Annotated in this window: 17 protein-coding genes; 7 read left to right on the forward strand and 10 right to left on the reverse strand. The window is 74.9% G+C overall.

Annotation, left to right across the window (positions count from 1 at the left end; translation table 11 throughout):
* Window positions 1-83 precede the first annotated feature (83 nt).
* Window positions 84-1,229 carry a glycerol dehydrogenase gene (locus tag ACN9MS_RS03945; RefSeq protein WP_426310814.1) on the reverse strand — a complete coding sequence of 382 codons (1,146 nt, stop codon included), beginning with the start codon at window positions 1,227-1,229 and terminating at the stop codon, window positions 84-86.
* A 297-nt stretch (window positions 1,230-1,526) separates the two neighbouring features.
* Between ACN9MS_RS03945 and ACN9MS_RS03950 the strand changes: the two genes are divergently transcribed.
* Both ACN9MS_RS03950 and ACN9MS_RS03955 read left to right on the forward strand, forming a co-directional pair.
* A complete protein-coding gene (locus ACN9MS_RS03950; RefSeq protein WP_426310815.1) occupies window positions 1,527-2,072 on the forward strand; it encodes a MarR family winged helix-turn-helix transcriptional regulator in 546 nt (181 codons plus the stop codon).
* 1 nt (window position 2,073) lies between these two features.
* Window positions 2,074-3,447 (forward strand): MFS transporter, encoded by a 1,374-nt coding sequence (locus tag ACN9MS_RS03955; RefSeq protein ID WP_426310816.1) that lies wholly within the window; start codon window positions 2,074-2,076, stop codon window positions 3,445-3,447.
* 59 nt (window positions 3,448-3,506) lie between these two features.
* Here the strand turns inward: ACN9MS_RS03955 and ACN9MS_RS03960 are convergent, their stop codons facing one another.
* Both ACN9MS_RS03960 and ACN9MS_RS03965 read right to left on the reverse strand, forming a co-directional pair.
* Window positions 3,507-6,179: an ABC transporter permease gene (locus ACN9MS_RS03960; RefSeq protein WP_426310817.1), complete on the reverse strand. Its 2,673-nt coding sequence runs from the start codon at window positions 6,177-6,179 to the stop codon at window positions 3,507-3,509.
* Window positions 6,176-7,048, reverse strand: coding sequence for an ABC transporter ATP-binding protein (locus ACN9MS_RS03965; protein ID WP_426310818.1), 873 nt, complete (start codon window positions 7,046-7,048; stop codon window positions 6,176-6,178). Before ACN9MS_RS03965 ends, ACN9MS_RS03960 begins: the two co-directional genes overlap by 4 nt.
* A 136-nt stretch (window positions 7,049-7,184) precedes the next feature.
* Here ACN9MS_RS03965 and ACN9MS_RS03970 point away from each other — a divergent pair, with 136 nt between their 5' ends.
* Window positions 7,185-8,267, forward strand: coding sequence for a Gfo/Idh/MocA family protein (locus ACN9MS_RS03970; RefSeq protein WP_426310819.1), 1,083 nt, complete (start codon window positions 7,185-7,187; stop codon window positions 8,265-8,267).
* Window positions 8,268-8,355: 88 nt separating this feature from the next.
* On the opposite strand, the gene ACN9MS_RS03975 is transcribed toward ACN9MS_RS03970, so the two are convergent.
* On the reverse strand, window positions 8,356-8,565 hold the full coding sequence (locus tag ACN9MS_RS03975) for a hypothetical protein (RefSeq protein WP_047231422.1): 210 nt from the start codon (window positions 8,563-8,565) through the stop codon (window positions 8,356-8,358).
* Between the two features lie 89 nt (window positions 8,566-8,654).
* Between ACN9MS_RS03975 and ACN9MS_RS03980 the strand changes: the two genes are divergently transcribed.
* Entirely contained in the window at window positions 8,655-9,161 is a 507-nt protein-coding gene (locus ACN9MS_RS03980) for a MarR family winged helix-turn-helix transcriptional regulator (RefSeq protein WP_426310820.1), read from the forward strand.
* An 87-nt stretch (window positions 9,162-9,248) separates the two neighbouring features.
* Here ACN9MS_RS03980 and ACN9MS_RS03985 read toward each other — a convergent pair whose 3' ends face one another.
* Entirely contained in the window at window positions 9,249-9,959 is a 711-nt protein-coding gene (locus ACN9MS_RS03985; protein ID WP_426310821.1) for an HAD-IA family hydrolase, read from the reverse strand.
* A gap of 58 nt (window positions 9,960-10,017) precedes the next feature.
* Here ACN9MS_RS03985 and tmk point away from each other — a divergent pair, with 58 nt between their 5' ends.
* The gene (tmk, locus tag ACN9MS_RS03990; protein WP_426310822.1) at window positions 10,018-10,785 is read left to right on the forward strand and encodes a dTMP kinase; all 768 of its coding nucleotides are present in this window, start codon (window positions 10,018-10,020) and stop codon (window positions 10,783-10,785) included.
* The gene (locus ACN9MS_RS03995; RefSeq protein ID WP_426310823.1) at window positions 10,782-11,918 is read left to right on the forward strand and encodes a DNA polymerase III subunit delta'; all 1,137 of its coding nucleotides are present in this window, start codon (window positions 10,782-10,784) and stop codon (window positions 11,916-11,918) included. Before tmk ends, ACN9MS_RS03995 begins: the two co-directional genes overlap by 4 nt.
* Window positions 11,919-11,958: 40 nt before the next feature.
* On the opposite strand, the gene ACN9MS_RS04000 is transcribed toward ACN9MS_RS03995, so the two are convergent.
* Window positions 11,959-12,501, reverse strand: coding sequence for a hypothetical protein (locus ACN9MS_RS04000; RefSeq protein WP_426310824.1), 543 nt, complete (start codon window positions 12,499-12,501; stop codon window positions 11,959-11,961).
* Window positions 12,498-12,929, reverse strand: coding sequence for a winged helix-turn-helix transcriptional regulator (locus tag ACN9MS_RS04005; protein WP_426311819.1), 432 nt, complete (start codon window positions 12,927-12,929; stop codon window positions 12,498-12,500). The genes ACN9MS_RS04000 and ACN9MS_RS04005 overlap by 4 nt, the downstream gene beginning before the upstream one ends.
* A gap of 102 nt (window positions 12,930-13,031) precedes the next feature.
* Here ACN9MS_RS04005 and ACN9MS_RS04010 point away from each other — a divergent pair, with 102 nt between their 5' ends.
* On the forward strand, window positions 13,032-13,928 hold the full coding sequence (locus tag ACN9MS_RS04010) for an NAD-dependent epimerase/dehydratase family protein (RefSeq protein ID WP_426310825.1): 897 nt from the start codon (window positions 13,032-13,034) through the stop codon (window positions 13,926-13,928).
* A 7-nt stretch (window positions 13,929-13,935) separates the two neighbouring features.
* Here the strand turns inward: ACN9MS_RS04010 and ACN9MS_RS04015 are convergent, their stop codons facing one another.
* From ACN9MS_RS04015 to ACN9MS_RS04025, 3 genes are all read right to left on the reverse strand, one after another.
* Window positions 13,936-14,925 (reverse strand): TIGR03557 family F420-dependent LLM class oxidoreductase, encoded by a 990-nt coding sequence (locus ACN9MS_RS04015; RefSeq protein WP_426310826.1) that lies wholly within the window; start codon window positions 14,923-14,925, stop codon window positions 13,936-13,938.
* Window positions 14,926-14,962: 37 nt separating this feature from the next.
* Complete coding sequence (locus tag ACN9MS_RS04020; RefSeq protein ID WP_426310827.1) at window positions 14,963-15,337, reverse strand: SHOCT domain-containing protein; 375 nt, start codon at window positions 15,335-15,337, stop codon at window positions 14,963-14,965.
* 150 nt (window positions 15,338-15,487) lie between these two features.
* The gene (locus tag ACN9MS_RS04025; protein WP_426310828.1) at window positions 15,488-16,732 is read right to left on the reverse strand and encodes a low temperature requirement protein A; all 1,245 of its coding nucleotides are present in this window, start codon (window positions 16,730-16,732) and stop codon (window positions 15,488-15,490) included.
* Window positions 16,733-16,844: the final 112 nt, after the last annotated feature.

The following is a 16,844-nucleotide window of genomic DNA, read 5'->3' on the forward strand; positions in this document are numbered from 1 at the left end:
GGTCGAGGGGCCGGGACCGCCTGGTCGGACGCCCTGGGCCGGGCTCCCGCTGCGACGGCAGGGCTCCGGCCCGAGGGCGCGCGTCAGTGCGCGGCGTGCTTGACCGGCTCGGGGAGGCCGGCCTCGGCGCGGACGCGGCGGGAGAAGCCCTCGATGGAGCGCAGGGCGTCGACGAGCTCGGGCACGCGCACGGGGAACGGCATGGCGTGGATCGTCTCGCCCTCCGCGGTGGCGGCTTCCGCGACGCGCGTGAGGTCGTGCACGTCGTCGGCGGTCAGGCCGATCTCGGTGAGCGTGTTCGGCAGACCGACGCGCGTCGTGAAGCGCACGAACTCCTCGATCTCCTCGGTCGGCGCGCCCTCCAGGACGAGCTGCGTCACGGAGCCGATGTTCACCTTCTGGCCGTGCGTGAGCCCGTGCGTCTGGGGCGCGGCGGTGAGGCCGTTGTGGATGGCGTGCGCCGCCGCGAGGCCGCCGGACTCGAAGCCCAGCCCGGACAGGAGCGTGTTCGCCTCGACGACCTTCTCGACGGCGGGCGTCACGAGGTGGTTCGCGACGGCGTCGATCGCGGGCAGCGCGTTCTCCCACAGGATGTCCCACGAGAGCTGCGCGAGCGCCGTGCCCGTGACGAGGGGAAGACCACCGGCCATGGTCGACGCGTTCGCCTCGGCGACGGCGCGTGCCTCGATCCATGTCGCGAGCGCGTCGCCGACGCCGGCGACGAGGAACTTCACGGGAGCGTTCGCGACGAGGCCCGTGTCGACGAGCACGAGGTCCGGGTTGTGCGGGAAGAACCGGTACTCCTCGAACGCGCCGTCCTCGGTGTAGATGACGGACAGGGCGGAGCACGGGGCGTCGGTGGACGCGACCGTCGGCACGGAGACCCAGCGGATGCCGCGCAGGTGGCCCGCCGCCTTCACCGCGTCGATGGTCGAGCCGCCGCCGATGCCGACGATCACGTCGGCGCCGAGCTCGTCGATCTCGCGCGCGAGCCGGTCGACCTCCGCGGCGGTGGCGTACGTGCCGAACCCGGTGCGGTGGCGGGGGAGGTCTTGTTCCTGGAAGGACACGGCGACCGTGTCCTGGACGATGCCCCACACGACGTCGTCGGCGACGAGCACCGGCTTCGTGCCGATCGGCCGGACGAACTCGCCGAGCCGCGTGAGCGCACCGCGGGCCTGGACGTAGCGCAGCGGGCTGATGAGGGTGCGGACGGGAACCTCGGACATCGTGGCCTCCTGTGGAGTCGGTGGGTCGCCGTCGGGCGCGCCGCAGCCGTGCGAGGCCGGTGCCCGCCGGCCATCCCCACCGTGTCACGCGACCCAGGCGACCACCACCGGGGCGCCAGGTCGCGTGACCTTGGTCCCGGCCGGGTCAGCGAGCGAGCAGGGCGACGGTGACGACACCCCGTCACGACCATGTTCACCAGGACGGTGCGCGCGTGGGGCTCGCGCACCGCGCGCAGCAGGCCCCGGGTTCGTGGACAGGTCGTCGCGGGAATGCATGAGTGCTGTTATAACAGTGCTATGACATCAATCGACCCGACGACCGTGCCCGGGCGCTGGGACGCCCTGCACGCGTTGCTGCGGCGGCTCGACGACGAGATCGGCACGGTCTACACCGACCGCGGCATCGAGGGCGTGCGGTCGCGGTTCGTCTACCCGCTGATCCGGCTCGCGCACACCGGCCCGCTGACCATCCGTGAGCTCGCGGAGTCGCTCGGGCGGACGCACTCGGCGATGAGCCAGACCGTCACGGCGATGCGGCGCGAGGGACTGGTCGAGACCGAGCCCGGCCCGGACGCCCGGACGCGGCGGGTCGCGCTCACCGAGAAGGCTCGCGGGCTCGTCCCGCTCCTGGAGGCGGAGTGGCGCGCGACCGAGGAGTCCGTCGCCGAGATCGACGACGAGCTGCCGCACGCGTTGAGCGCCGTCGTGGTCGAGCTCGAGCGCGTCCTCGCGCGCCGCTCGCTGCGCGACCGCCTCGTGGAGCGACTCGACGCGGCGGGATACCCGCTGCCCGCCGGGCCCACCGAGCCCGACCCCGACGCGGCTCCGCCTGAGGACCGCTGAGGTGCGCCACCACGTCCTCGACGTCCGCCCCCTGCGATCCAGCCGCGCGTACCGCGACCTCTGGGCCGGGTCCGCCGTCGGCGGGCTGGGGTTCCAGGTCGCCACCGTCGCCGTGCTGCTCCAGGTCTGGGAGCTCACGCACAGCCCGCTGTGGACGGGAACGATCGGCCTCGCCACGGCCGTCCCGCTCCTGACGCTCGGGCTCGTCGGCGGTCATCTCGCCGACGTGCACGACCGGCGCACGATCATGCGGCTCGCCGCGGCCGGGCAGGTGCTCGCCGCGGTCGGGCTGGCCGCGCAGGCGCTCGCGGGGAACCGGTCCGTGTGGGTGCTCCTCGGGCTCGTGAGCCTCGGCGCCGCGTGCAACGCGCTGGGCTCCCCGGCCCGGCGCACGGTGCCGCCGCGCCTGCTCCCGCCCGACCAGGTCGCCGCGGGCCTCGCGCTCCAGAACCTCGCGTTCCAGGTCGCGATGCTCGTGGGCCCCGCTCTCGCCGGCCTGGTGCTCGCACGCTGGGACCTCCCGGCGGCGTACGGGCTGCAGGCCGTGGCAGCGGTCGTCGCGCTGCTCGGGCTTGTGCGCCTCCCGCCGCTCCCGCCGGGTGGCGTTCCGGCGACGCCTTCGGCGTCGTCCGACGCCGTGGAAGCCGCCGTGCCGGTCGGGGCACCCGACGGCGACCGTGCGCTGGGGGCGGAGGCAGCGAGCGCGGCCCCGGCGACGGGCGTGCCGACCGCCGCGCCTGCGCCGCGCCGTCGTGCCGCCGCGGGCGGGTGGTGGATCGTGTGGCGCAAGCCGACGCTGCGCGGCTCGTTCGCGACCGACGTCGCGGCGACCGTGCTCGCGATGCCGATCTCGCTCTTCCCGCTCGTCAACGAGCTCCGGTTCGACGGCGACCCGCGCACGCTCGGTCTGTTCCTGTCCGCCGTCGCCGTGGGTGGCATCGGGGCGGGCCTGCTCTCGGGTGCGGTGACCCGCGCGCCGCGGGCAGGCGCGCTCCAGCTCGCCGCGGCAGCGACGTGGGGCGTCGCGCTGGCGGGGTTCGGGCTCGCCGGGCCGCTGTGGCTCGCGCTCGCGTGCCTCGCGGTGGCGGGCGCTGCCGACACGGTGAGCGTCGTGACCCGTGGTGCGCTCGTCCAGCTGGAGACACCGGACGAGTTCCGCGGGCGCGTGTCGTCGGTCGAGCACGTCGTCGGTGTCGCGGGCCCGGAGGTCGGCAACTTCCGCGGCGGCGTGCTGGCGTCGCTCACGTCCGCCCCGGTCGCGCTGGCGGTGGGCGGCCTGGCGGCCAGCGCCGTCGTCGGGCTCGTCGCGTGGCGCAACGCCCCGCTCCGCCGCTACCGCACCCCGGCCCCCTCCCCCGGCCCCGTGAGTGCATGAAATAGTCGCGTTCGGGTACCCGGAGCGCGACTATTTCATGCACTCAGCGGAGAACCGGGTCAGTCGACCGTGACGGCGTCGAGGACCGGGAGGCGGGCGGCGCGGATCGCGGGCCAGACGCTCGCGACGAGGCCGATCACCACGGCGACGCCGAGGATCGCGAGCACCTGGCCCCACGGGACGGCGAGCGTGCTCAGGCCCTCGTCCGCGAGCACGCCGGGCAGGGCCGCGCCGATCCCGATGCCCGTCGCGACGCCCAGCACGGTGCCGTAGACCGCCGTGAGCACCGACTCGATCGCGATGACGCCGGCGAGCTGGAGCCGCCCGAGCCCGACGGCGCGCAGCAGCCCGATCTCGCGCGTGCGCTCGATGATCGACAGGGCGAGCGTGTTGACGATGCCGAGCAGCGCGATGACGATCGACAGGGCGAGCAGCGCGTAGAGGATGACGAGCACCTGGTTCACCTGGTCGGCGAACGCGGACGCCGTGTCCTCCCGGTCGAGCACGGTGACGACGAGGAACGGCTCGACGGCGGTCGTCAGCGCCGCGCGCAGCTCCTCGACCTCCGCCGGCGTCGCCCCCTCCGCCGCCGACACGTAGACGATCCGGACGCTCGCCTGCGCGGCGGGCACGACGGCGTCGAACACGTCGTCGCGCACGAGGATCCCGGTGCCGACGAGCTGGCTGTCGATCACCGCGCCGACACGCGCCTCGACCGCGGCGGCGCCCTCGCCGAGGCGGAGCGTGTCGCCGACCTCCCAGCCGCGCTCGCGCGCGGTGCGTCGGTGCACCACGACATCCCCCGCCTCGAGCGTCGCCGTCGGGTCGCCCGCGAGCGCCAGGGGGTCGAGGGCGGTGTCGAAGAAGCCTGCGGGCAGGCCGGCGACGTCCGTCCCGCGGGCCTCGCCGCCGCCCGACCCGTCGTCAGACCCGGACGACCCGCCACCGGAGGCGCTGACGGTCGCGACGGGCGCCAGCCCGAGCCGCACGGTGTCGACGACGGCGGCGCCCGGGGTCGCGGTCACCGCCTCGACGGCGCCCTCGGGGACGACGAGCGTCGCGGAGTCGACGACGAGGTCGGCCCGCACCTCGTTCTCGACGATGCTGCGCACGGACGCCTGGGTCGAGGCGGCGATGACGCCCGTGACGGACACGAGCGCCATGCCGATGAGCAGGGCGCCGGCGGTGCTCGCCGTGCGGCGCGGGTTGCGCGTCACGTTGCCGCGCGCGAGGCGCCCGAGTGGGCGCAGCGCCACGACGAGCGGCCACGCGAGCACGGTGAGCACGCCGCGCGCGACGGCCGGGGACCCGACGAGCACGCCGACGAGCACGAGCCCCGCGCCGACGCCGAGCAGCAGGCGCGGGCTCAGGTCGTCGACCCACGCCCAGCCGGTCGGGGCGTCGGCGACCGACGACCCGAGGAACGCCGCGAGCCACAGGACCCCGGCGCCCAGGGCGACGAGCACGATCCCGCCCACGGCCCGGACGCCGGTCCCGCGGTCCGGGGCGACGTCGTCGCGCATCGCCTGGACCGGCGGGATCGCGGCGGCGCGTCGCGCGGGCAGGACGGCCGCGAGCACGCTGACGACCGCCCCCAGCCCGACCGCGGCGACGACCTGCGGCGCGCCGAGCGGGACGCGGCCCGAGAACTCCATCCCGGCGAGCGCGAGGCCCCAGCGGATCACGCGCACCAGCCCGGCGCCGGCGAGCACGCCGAGCCCGCCGCCCACGAGCCCGACGACGAGCGCCTGCACCAGGACCGACGTGAACACCTGGCCCGGCGACGCGCCGAGCGCGCGCAGGAGCGCGAGCTCGCGCAGGCGCTCGCGCACCGACATCGCGAACGTGTTCGCGATGATGAAGGCCCCGACGAACAGCGCGATCGCGGCGAAGACGAGGAGGAACGTCTCGACGAAACCGAGCACCTCCTCGACGGCCTCGCTCGCCTCGGCGCGCGCCTGCTCACCCGTCACGGCCTCCGCGCCGTCGGGCAGCACGTCCCCGACGCGCTCCGCGAGCGCGTCCTCGTCGACGTCGCCCGACGTCTGCGACGACCAGACCGAGAGCTGCGGCACCATGCCGTCGGGCGCGTACGCCTCGCGGGCGGTCTCGCTGTCGATCCCGACGAGCACCGCGCCCGCCGCGGCGGCCTCGATCCCGAAGACCCCGGACACGGTCACGGGCGTCGGCTCGCCGCCCAGCACGACCGTCGTCTCGTCGCCCGTCGTCAGCCCGGCCGTCTCCGCCGCGCTCTGCTCGAGCACGATCTCGCCCGCGGCCGGCCAGGCGCCGTCGAGCAGCGTGAGGCTCGGGTCCTCGGGGTCGATCGAGAACGCGGTGCTGGGCGGGCCGGTCGTCACGACGGCGGTCCCGTCGGCCGCGACGAGGACCACGGGCCCGGACACGTCCGGCACGGCGCGCGCGACGCCGTCGACCGCCTCGACGTCCGCGGCGAGGTCGGCCGGGACGAGCGTGCGGTCGCCCGCGAACCCGTTACCGCCCCCGCCGCCCCCGCCACCCGGACCGGCCGCGTCCCCGGTGACCTCCTGCGACCCGCGCACGTAGACGTCGGCGGTGAGCGTCGTCGCGATGATGTCGTCGAACGTGGAGGAGAGCATGCCGCGGAACGCGAACGTGCCCACGACGAACGCGACGCCGAGCGTCACGGCGAGCACCGAGAGCACGAACCGCACGACGTGCGCGCGCACGCCCCGCAGCGCGACGCGGATCATGCCGGGTCGACCGGGGCGGCGTGCCGCCCGACGGGCGCCGCCGGCCCCGCCGGTGTGCCGGGTCCCGCGGCCGAGCCGGCCGGTGGGCCGTCGTCGTCCGCCGCGAGCGCGAGCGCGTCGAGGATGTCCTGCTGCGACGGGTCGTGGAGCTCGCCCACGAGGCGGCCGTCGGCGAGGAACACCACGCGGTGCGCGAACGACGCCGCGCGCGGGTCGTGCGTGACCATGACGACGGTCTGGTCGAGCTCGTCGACGGAACGGCGCAGGAACGCGAGCACCTCGCCGGCCGAGCGCGAGTCGAGGTTTCCGGTCGGCTCGTCGGCGAACACGATCGACGGGCGCGAGACGAGCGCTCGCGCGCACGCGACGCGCTGCTGCTGCCCGCCGGAGAGCTCGGACGGTCGGTGGTGCAGGCGGTCGCGCAGCCCGACGGAGTCGACGACCTCGTCGAACCACGCCCGGTCCACGGGTGACCGCGCGATGTCGAGCGGCAGCGTGATGTTCTCCGCCGCGGTGAGCGTCGGCACGAGGTTGTAGGCCTGGAAGACGAACCCGACGCGCGTGCGGCGCAGGGCCGTGAGCCGGCGCTGCGAGAGGCGGCTGATCTCCTGGCCGTCGATCACGACGCTGCCGGACGTCGGCGAGTCCAGTCCCGCCAGGCAGTGCATGAGCGTCGACTTCCCGGAGCCGGACGGACCCATGATCGCGGTGAGCCGCCCGCGCGCGAAGTCGACGTCGACGCCGTCGAGGGCGCGCACCGCCGTCGTGCCGGACCCGTAGACCTTGACGAGCTCGCGGGCGCTCGCGCGCGCCTCGGGCGTGTCCGGGGTGTCGGTCGGCGCGTCGGTCCGGGGCGCGGGGGACGTCATGGTCCCCATCGTGGCGCGGCGTGCCGCACGCCGCACCACCCGCGCGGGGGAGATGCGGTGTCGTGGGGCGCCACGCGGCGCGACGATCGGTGGACGCAAGCCCGTGGGAGCGATTCCACCGGGATAGCGTGGACCCATGAGCACCGTCGCCCCGACGCCCGCCGAGCAGTCCGCCCGGTCCGCCGTCCACCCCGTCCCCGACCTGTCCGCCGACGTCACCGGCACGGTCCCCGACCCGCGCAGCGCACCCCCGATCCGGTGGGGGATCCTCGGCGCGGGCGGCATCGCGTCGTCGTTCGCGGACGCCGTGCGCCTGCACACCCAGGGCCGCGTCGCGTCGGTCGGGTCCCGCGACCGCGTGCGCGCCGAGCGCTTCGCGACCGCGCACGGCGTCCCGACGACGCACCACGGCTACCAGGAGCTCGTCGAGGACCCGCAGGTCGACGTCGTCTACGTCGCGACGCCGCACTCGCACCACCACGAGCACGCGCTGCTCGCGATCCGCGCGGGCAAGCACGTGCTCGTCGAGAAGGCGTTCACGCGCAACGAGGCCGAGGCGGTCGAGGTGCTCGACGCCGCGCGGGAGGCCGGCGTCTTCGTCATGGAGGCCATGTGGACGCGGTTCCTGCCGCACGTCGCCGCGCTGCGCGGGGTGATCGCGCGCGGGGAGATCGGCGACGTCGTCAACCTCAGCGCCGACCACGGGCAGTGGTTCGCGTTCGACCCGGCGCACCGCCTCTACGCGCCCGAGCTCGCGGGCGGCGCGCTGCTCGACCTGGGCGTGTACCCGGTGTCGTTCGCGCACGACCTGCTGGGCGTGCCGTCGTCGGTCACCGCGGTGGGCTCGCTCACGGAGACGGGCGTGGACGGCCAGGTGAGCGTCGTGCTGGGCTACGGCGACACTCAGGCGACGCTCTCGACGACGCTGTGGTCGCGCACCGCGACGGCCGCCGTGATCTCGGGCACCGCGGGGCGCATCGAGGTCGAGGGGAACTTCTACGCGCCGACGTCGTTCCGCGTGATCCGGCACGACGGCGCGTCCTGGTACTACGACGGCTTCACGGGCGAGGGCAAGCAGTACCAGGCGGCCGAGGTCGCGCGCCGTGTCGCCGCGGGCGAGACGCAGAGCCCGCGCATGTCGTGGGACTCGACGCTCGAGGTCATGCGGACGCTCGACGAGGTGCGCCGCCAGATCGGGGTCGTGTACCCGGGGGAGTGAGCCCGTCCGCCGCGAGATCGACCCGAGCGTTCGAGATCGGCCCACGGAGGGTCGATCTGGCGGCGCTCGGGTCGACCTCGCGGGCGGGTCAGTCGGTGTGCTCGACGACGTAGCTGCGGCCGTCGGGGCCCGTCACGCGCTCGAAGCGGGTCTTCAGCTCCTGGTCGCGCTCGCGTTCCGCGTCGGAGACGCCGCGGCCGTCGGCGTCCTGGCGCCCGACCTGGGCGGGGCCGAAGATCGGGAGGAAGCCCTCGGTGATGCGCATGCCGAGCGTGCGCCTGTCGTTCTTCCGCGCCACGGTGTCCTCCGCTGCAGGGTCTCGTCAGATAATTGGTGCACCAATCATTGGTGTACCAAGAATAGCGCGATCCTCGGTACCATGGCGCCATGGCAGGTGACGAGGTCGACGGGACGGTCGCGCGGGGCGGCGCGGGCACGCTGTTCGCCGACCCCCTCGCGCTCGAGGCGCAGGTCTGCTTCGCCCTCTCGGCGGGGGCGCGCGGGATGGTCGCGCTGTACCGCCCCCTGCTCGAGCCGCTCGGCATCACGCACCCGCAGTACCTCGTGCTCCTCGCGCTCTGGCAGGACGACGCGGCGGGCACGACGTCGACCGTCGGCGACCTCGCCGCGCGCCTGCACCTCGACGCCGGGACGCTCTCGCCGCTCCTCAAGCGGCTCGAGGCGCTCGGGTACGTGCGCCGATCACGCTCGCCCGACGACGGTCGCCAGGTCCGCGTGACCCTCACCGCCGAGGGTCGCGCGCGCCGCCGCGACGCGGAGCGCATCCCGCCGTCGATCGTCGCGGCCACGGGGCTCGGCCTCGACGAGCTCGCCGAGGTGCACGCCGCGGCGTCCAAGGTCGTCGCCGCCGCGCTGCGCGCGGGCGTCTACTGACGACCACGCGTCTGCTGCCTGCCGAGCATGCGGTTCTGGCCCGTCAGGTGACGAGGACGGGAGGCGACCCCGTGGTCGGCGGGGTGGTCAGGCGTCGGTGACGCGGACGCCGTCGGGCCCGACGACGAAGCGGACCGCCGCGAGCCCGGTCGCCAGGGCGTCGGGCGCGGGGGAGGCCTCCGCGAGCTCGGCGGCCGAGTGGGTGCCGGTCACGGCGAGCGTCGCGCAGCCCGCCGCACGCGCCGCGGCGATACCCGCCGGAGCGTCCTCGACGACGAGGCACCGTGCCGGGTCCACGCCCAGCCGCTCCGCCCCGAGCAGGAACGGGTCCGGGTCGGGCTTGCCCCGGGCGACGTCGTCGGCCGTCACCACGACCGACGGCGCGGCGAGACCTGACGCCGTCATGCGTGCCGCGGCGAGCGGACGCGTGCAGGACGTGACGATCGCCTGCCGCGCGGGCGGGAGGACGGACAGCGCGTCGCGCGTCCCGGGCAGGATGGTCACGCCCTCGTTGTCCTCGAGCTCGAGCGCGTGGATGCGCTCGTACGCCGACTCGACCCGGTCCTCCGGCAGGAGCTCGGCGATGAGCGTGCGCGCCGGGGTGCCGTGCTGGATCTGGAACTCCTCGGGGTCCGGCAGGCCGTGCTCCGCGGCCCAGCGCCGCCAGTTCCGGTCGACCGCCGGGACCGAGTCGATGAGCGTGCCGTCCATGTCGAACAGCACGGCGTCGAACGTGCGTCCGGCGAACGCGACGCCGGGGGTGGGCAGGGGGCGGGACGCGGCAACGGGGTCGGGCATGCCCCGAGGCTAGCCCGCGGCCGCACCTGTGTCCGACGCCGCGGATAAGGTGGACGCCGTGAGCGCACCCGGGTACTTCATCTCGTTCGAGGGCGGCGACGGCGTCGGCAAGTCCACCCAGTCGCGCCTGCTCGGGCAGTGGCTCGGCGAGCTCACGGGGCGCGAGGTCGTGCTCACGCGCGAGCCCGGCGGCACCGAGCTCGGCAAGGAGCTGCGTGCCGCGGTGCTCCACGGGCAGGACATGGACCCGCGCACCGAGGCGCTCATCTACGCCGCGGACCGCGCGCACCATGTCGCGAGCCTGGTGCGCCCAGCGCTCGAGCGCGGGGCCATCGTCGTCACGGACCGCTACCTCGACTCGTCGGTCGCGTACCAGGCGGGCGGACGCGAGCTCGGCGCGGACGAGGTCGAGCTCATCTCGCGCTGGGCCGTGCAGGACCTCATGCCGGACGTCACGATCCTGCTCGACCTCGACCCCGCGGCGGCCACCGCGCGGATCCGCCGGCAGCACGACCGCCTGGAGCGCGCCGGGGCGGAGTTCCACCGCCGCACGCGGGAGGCGTTCCTCGCGCGCGCGGCGGCGGACCCGGAGCGCTGGGTCGTGCTCGACGCCTCGGCCTCGATCGACGACCTCCAGGCGCAGATCCGGGTCGATGTCGCCGCCCGGCTCGAGCTCACGCCGGTCGTCGAGGAGGCGGAGGACACGATCGGGGCCGAGCCTGACGACGGCTTCGACGACACCGACAGCGCGATCGGGTACACCCCGGGTCTCGGCCTCGGGCCGGGTGCCGCCGCCGGGCCGGCGACGGGGAGCGGGGCCGCGTGACCGTCTGGGACGACGTCGTCGGCCAGGAGCAGGCCGTCGAGGTGCTCCGCACCGCCGCGACCGACCCCGCCGCGATGACGCACGCGTGGCTGCTCACCGGCCCGCCCGGCTCCGGTCGCTCGAACGCCGCGCGCGCGTTCGCCGCCGCGCTCCAGTGCGAGCAGGGCGGGTGCGGGCACTGCCAGGCGTGCCGCACGACGCTGGCCGGGACGCACCCCGACGTGACGCTCGTCGCGACCGAGCTCGTGACGATCAAGATCGACGAGGTGCGCGACCTCGTGACGGTCGCGAGCCGCAGCCCGTCGCAGGGCCGACGTCGCGTGATCGTCGTCGAGGACGCCGACCGCATGGCGGAGCGCACGACGAACGTGCTGCTCAAGGCGATCGAGGAGCCCGCTCCCCACACGGTGTGGATCCTCTGCGCGCCCAGCCCGCAGGACGTGCTCGTGACGATCCGCTCCCGGTGCCGTGGCGTCGTGCTCCGCGTGCCCCCGGTCGAGGCCGTGGCCGGGCTGCTGGTCCAGCGCGACGGCGTGGACGAGCACGTCGCGCTCGTCGCCGCCCGCGCGGCGCAGAGCCACATCGGGCTCGCGCGCCGGCTGGCCCGCGACGCGGGGGCCCGGGACCGGCGGACGTCGGTGCTCTCGCTCGCGCGCCGGGTCCGCGGGGTGGGCGACGCCGTGCTCGCCGCGGGGGAGCTCGTGGACCTCGCGCAGGCCGAGGCGAAGTCCGCGACCGAGGAGCGCGACGCGGCCGAGAAGGCCGAGCTGCTGCGCGCGCTCGGCGTCACCGACGGCGAGACCCTCCCGCCCCGCCTGCGCTCCCAGCTCCGCGACCTCGAGGCCGACCAGAAGCGGCGCGCGACCCGGCACCAGCGCGACGTGCTCGACCGCGCGATGGTCGACCTGCTGTCCCTCTACCGCGACGTGCTCGTCGTGCAGCTCGGGGCCGAGGTCGAGCTCGTCAACGTCGAGCTCGCGGAGGCGGTGCGCACGCTCGCCGAGGACTCGACGCCGGAGCAGACCGTGCGGCGGATGGACGCGATCGGTGTCGCGCGCGAGCGGCTCGAGGGCAACGTCGCGCCGCTGCTCGCGGTCGAGGCGATGGTCATTGCGCTGCGTCCTCAGGGCTGACGCACCCGCGGCCGCCCCGTACGCAGGGGCCGACCCGTCCTCAGCGGCGGCGCCCCCGCGAGAACTTCCCGCTCCCGAGCGGCGCGCGACCGCCGCCACCCGGGCCGCGGCGCCGGCGCTGCCGACGGTCGACGAGCGCCTGGACGGCGACACCCCCGAACGCGACCAGGGCGATGACCGCGGTGATCCGCGCGGCCAGGGGCGTGCTCGGGGCGCGGCCGCTTCCCGACCCGGTGGCGACGAGCTCCGGGGCGAGCAGGCCGGCGATCACGATCCAGCCGAAGAAGACCGCGACGGTGCCCGTGACGAGGACCTTCGCGACCGCGTACAGGCGGTCGCCGAGGCGCCGACGCACCGTCAACGACACGACGCCGAGCAGGAACGCGAGCAGGAACGTGAGCACCAGCACGGCGGGCACGATCTCCTCGCCCTCGGTGAGGTCGTCCCACGACGCGCGGAGCAGGAGGGCGCCGATCCCCAGCGGGACCGCCGCGAGCAGGAGTCCCGACCACCAGCGCAGGGGAGGGTCGCGCGGTGGTTGCCGACGTGGCTGCCGAGGCCGGCTCCGACGGCGGGCGTTCACGCCCCGGCCCGGTCGCTCGCGGCGGCCCGTGACGCGGCGATGCGCTCGCCGTTCTCCTCCGACCAGGCACGGATCGCGTCGATGGGGCCGAGGAGCGACCGGCCGAGGTCGGTGAGCGCGTACTCGACGCGCGGCGGCACCTCGGCGTAGACGGTGCGCTGGACCAGGCCGTCGCGCTCCAGCGAGCGCAGCGTCTGGGTCAGGACCTTGGGTGTGACGACGCCGACGAGGTCGCGCAGCTCGCCGAAGCGCAGGACGCGCCGGCGCAGGGCCATGAAGACGAGGAGCGTCCACTTGTCGCCGATGCGCTCGACGACGAGCCTGCTCGGGCAGTCGGCAGCGAACACGTCGGGCGCGCCGTCGGTCCCACCGTCGGGTCCGCTCCGCGAGACGGGTGCGGCGGCGTCGCCGCGTGGTCGGCTCGCCATGGTATCCACCGGGGAAGTATGGCACGGTGAAGTCACCAGTACCTGGGGGATACCGTGCCGTCCGGACCGGTCGCCGACCGGCCACGACACGGGAGGTACGACATGCAGGTGCTGCTCACCGGGGGGACCGGGTTCGTCGGGTCGGCCGTGCTGCGCGAGCTGCGCGGCCGCGGGCACGAGGTGACCGCGCTCGTGCGGTCCGAGGCGTCCGCCGCGTCCGTCGCCGCGGCCGGGGCGGCTCCCGTCCGGGTGGACGCGTACGACGCCGACGCGCTCGTCGCCGTCCTCGACCGGGTCGAGGGCGCGATCCACGCCGCCGCACCCGGCGACGGGACGAGCGAGGCCCTCGACCGGGCGGTCGTCGAGGCGGTCACGCGCGCTTTCGGCGGGACGACCAGGCCGTTCGTGCACACGAGCGGGGTGTGGAAGTGGGGCAGCGGGTCGGCGACGGAGACCTCGCCGACCGACCCGCCCGCGATCGTCGCGTGGCGCGTCGCCGTGGAGGAGCTGCTGCTCGCCCAGGACGTCGTCGCGTCGGTCGTCGCGCCCGGCGTCGTGTACGGGGACGGTCGCGGCATCCCCGCGCTCGTCTCGGGAGCGCCGCGCGTGGACGGACCGGACGGACCGGGCCTCGCGCTCGTGGGCGACGGCGCGCAGCACTGGTCGGTCGTCCACGTCGACGACCTCGCGGTGCTCTATGCGCTCGCGCTGGAGCAGGGAGCCCGAGGCCACCTGCTCGGCACGACGGCGGAGCGCCCCACGGTCCGGGCGCTCACCGAGGCGGCGAGCCGGGCCGCGGGGCTGGGCGGCGCCGTCGTGCCGCAGTCGGTGGAGGCGACGCGCGAGCGGTTCGGAGCGCCCTTCGCGGACGCGCTGCTGCTGGACCAGGCGACTCGCGCGGTCCGGGCGGCCGAGCTCGGCTGGACCCCGGTCCGAGGGTCGCTGGTCGAGGAGCTGGAGAGCGGCTCCTACGCGCCCGAGGCCGCGGCCCGCGCCTGACGGACGCTCACGTCGCCGGGGCCGCCGCGCGCAGCTTCTCCAGCAGCGGCCCCGCGGCGTCCGCGAGGAACTCGCGCTGCCCGACCTCGCCCACCTGGACGAGCGCGACGTCGGTTAACCCCGCCTCCCACCACGCGGACGCCGCCTCGACGACCGCGTCGAGGTCCGGGCCGCACGGGATCGCCCGCGCGACATCCTCGGGCCGGACGAACTGGCTCGCGGCCTCGAACGCCTCGGTCGTGGGCAGGTCGGCGTTCACGTGCCAGCCGCCCCCGAACCAGCGGAACTGCTCGTGCGCGCGGGCCACCGCGACGTCCTCGTCGGGGTCCCAGCAGATCGGCATCTGTCCGACGACGCGTGACGGCGCGAGGTCCGCGCGGTCCCGGACCCCCGACCACCGCTCGACGACGTCGGCGTCGGGCTCGGTGGTCACGAGGTGGTCGGCCAGCGGGGCGAACCGCTCGATCGACTGCGGGCCGGAGACGGCGACGCCGATCTCCACGGTCTCGTCGGGGAGGTCCCAGAGCCGGGCCGAGTCGACGCGGTAGTGCACGCCCTCGAACGTGAGGCGCTCGCCGTCGAGCAGGGACCGGATGATCTCCACGGCCTCCTCGAGCATGTCGTGCCGCTCGCCGACCGCGGGCCAGCGCTCGCCCGCGACGTGCTCGTTGAGATTCTCCCCGGCACCGAGGCCGAGGGTGAAGCGGTCGTCGGAGAGGAGGGCGACCGTCGCGGCCTTCTGCGCGACCACCGCCGGGTGGTAGCGCATCAGGGGGCAGGTCACGTAGGTCATGAGCCCGACGCGCTCCGTCGCCTGGGCGACGGCGCCGAGCACGGACCAGGCGTAGGGGGAGTGGCCCTGGGCGTCGAGCCACGGGAAGTAGTGGTCGCTCATCACCTCGAACTCGAAGCCGACGCGCTCCGCGTCGACCGCGTGCTCGACGAGCGCGCGCGGACCGGACTGCTCGGTCATGAGGGTGTAGCCGAAGCGGGTCATCCCTCGATCGTGGGACGGGCCGGTCACGCGACGTCGGTCAGGCGAGCGCCTTCGCCTTGAGCTGCGCGAACTCCTCGGGCGTGATCGCCCCGGAGTCGAGGAGCGCCTTCGCGTGCGTGATCTGCTCGGCCGGCGAGGTGTTCGCGACCTGGCGGATGTACGCGTCGGTGTCCTGCTTCGCCTGGACGACGGCGGCGGCCTGCCGCTCCGCCATCCCCCGCCCGCGGGCGATGAGGTAGACGAGCGACGTCAGGATCGGCAGGAAGATGAGGAAGATGATCCAGACGGCCTTCCACCAGCCCGAGAGCTCACGGTCACGGAACAGGTCCGCGATGATCTGGAAGAGCACGATGAGGTAGGCGATGAAGAAGAAGCTCCAGACGAGGAGCCAGAAGAAGTCCCAGAAGTCCACGGTCGCGCCCTTTCTCTACGGATCCCCGTACCCGGAGCACGGCCGGCTGCCGCGCACCAACAGGGCGAACCTAGCGACGATGGGGGGTTTGCGCCCGGCGAAAGCCGGGTGAAGCGCACGAAGGTGTCGTACCTCGTCTCTCGGTGCGGATCACCCCGGGTCCGGCACCGCCTCCCGGCGCCTCGCCCGCACGACGTCGCCGACGATGACCGCGAGGAGGATGGCGTCCGTGGTCCAGTTGAGGGCGAGCGGCGTCAGCCACGCGTGCGTGCCGAAGAGCGCCGCGACCGCGGCGGCCCCCGCCAGGTGCGGGAGCGACCACCTCCCGCCCGCCGCGCGGCGGAACAGCGCGTTGCCGACCAGGTAGGTCGCCGCCGCCCCGCACACGAGCGCGGCGGTCCACGCGTCGGCGTGGCCCGCGCCGTCGTGACCCAGCGGGTGCAGCAGGACCAGCTCGTCCGCCACGGCGGTGAGCACGATCCCCGCGACGATGACGAACGGCACGTACGTGTACGCCGTCTGCGCCACCATGCCGCGCTCCTCGCGCGACGTGAAGTACTCGGTCGCGCGCCGCTCGGAGCGGTCGAAGAAGAGCAGCCACATGAGCACCGTGCTCGCGAACGCCGAGCAGAACGCGGACACGGTCGTCGCGTCGAGGGGCAGCTCCGCGAACGCGGCACCCGTGACGATGATCGACTCGCCCAGGCAGATGATGACGAACAGGCTCACGCGCTCGGCCATGTGCTCGCCCCGCACGACCCACGTGCTCGCGCGCGACGCGCCGAGCCAGGGCAGCCAGAACATCGCGCGCGGGCCCGCCAGGTCGATCACGCACGCGACGGCCCACAGCACCAGCCGGTGCTCCTCGACGACCGCACCTGCGATCCACAGGCTGCCCGAGACGACGAACCACGTCGTGATGCGGACGAAGTTCACCGCGTTCTCCGGCCAGACCCGGCCCAGGGCGACCAGGACGAACGCGCTGCGCCCGACCTGCATCGTCACGAGCATCACCGCGAACAGCAGGGCCTTGTCGCCGAACGCCTCCGGGATGGCGCTCGCGAGCACGAGGCCGAGCAGCATGAGGACGACGAGCATCGTCCGCACGGGGACACGCTCGGGGTCGAGCCAGTTCGTCGTCCACATCGTGAAGACCCACACCCACCACACCGCCACGCCCAGGACGAGCGTGTGCGCGAGCGTCTCGGCTCCCGGGTGCGCGATGAGGCCGTGCGAGAGCTGGGTGACCGCGAAGACGAACACGAGGTCGAAGAAGAGTTCGACGTAGCCGACGCGGCTCGAGTCGCCGCCGTCGCCGTGCCGCCGGAGGTCGGTGCGCAGGCCCCAGGGCAGCGGAGGCCGTCCGGTGCCGGGCGTCGTGAGCGGAGCGTCCATGCTGGGATGCTCCCACCCCGGGTCACCGTCGGGTCACGATCGTCCGGCGCGTCGCGGTTCGCCGCGCACCACCGCCCCCCAGGGACCACGATGGTCGCGCCACCCGTCGTCG

The sequence above is a fragment of the Cellulosimicrobium sp. E-16 genome (assembly GCF_049913115.1).
Classification (GTDB): domain Bacteria; phylum Actinomycetota; class Actinomycetes; order Actinomycetales; family Cellulomonadaceae; genus Cellulosimicrobium.

What these genes read in the sequence shown, in the direction of transcription:
- ACN9MS_RS03945 (WP_426310814.1), bottom strand. Translation starts at nt 1,229, where the DNA reads ATGTCCGAGGTTCCCGTCCGCACCCTCATCAGCCCGCTGCGCTACGTC.
- ACN9MS_RS03950 (WP_426310815.1), top strand. Translation starts at nt 1,527, where the DNA reads ATGACATCAATCGACCCGACGACCGTGCCCGGGCGCTGGGACGCCCTG.
- ACN9MS_RS03960 (WP_426310817.1), bottom strand. Translation starts at nt 6,179, where the DNA reads ATGATCCGCGTCGCGCTGCGGGGCGTGCGCGCGCACGTCGTGCGGTTC.
- ACN9MS_RS03965 (WP_426310818.1), bottom strand. Translation starts at nt 7,048, where the DNA reads ATGACGTCCCCCGCGCCCCGGACCGACGCGCCGACCGACACCCCGGAC.
- ACN9MS_RS03970 (WP_426310819.1), top strand. Translation starts at nt 7,185, where the DNA reads ATGAGCACCGTCGCCCCGACGCCCGCCGAGCAGTCCGCCCGGTCCGCC.
- ACN9MS_RS03980 (WP_426310820.1), top strand. Translation starts at nt 8,655, where the DNA reads ATGGCAGGTGACGAGGTCGACGGGACGGTCGCGCGGGGCGGCGCGGGC.
- ACN9MS_RS03985 (WP_426310821.1), bottom strand. Translation starts at nt 9,959, where the DNA reads ATGCCCGACCCCGTTGCCGCGTCCCGCCCCCTGCCCACCCCCGGCGTC.
- ACN9MS_RS04005 (WP_426311819.1), bottom strand. Translation starts at nt 12,929, where the DNA reads ATGGCGAGCCGACCACGCGGCGACGCCGCCGCACCCGTCTCGCGGAGC.
- ACN9MS_RS04010 (WP_426310825.1), top strand. Translation starts at nt 13,032, where the DNA reads ATGCAGGTGCTGCTCACCGGGGGGACCGGGTTCGTCGGGTCGGCCGTG.
- ACN9MS_RS04015 (WP_426310826.1), bottom strand. Translation starts at nt 14,925, where the DNA reads ATGACCCGCTTCGGCTACACCCTCATGACCGAGCAGTCCGGTCCGCGC.
- ACN9MS_RS04025 (WP_426310828.1), bottom strand. Translation starts at nt 16,732, where the DNA reads ATGGACGCTCCGCTCACGACGCCCGGCACCGGACGGCCTCCGCTGCCC.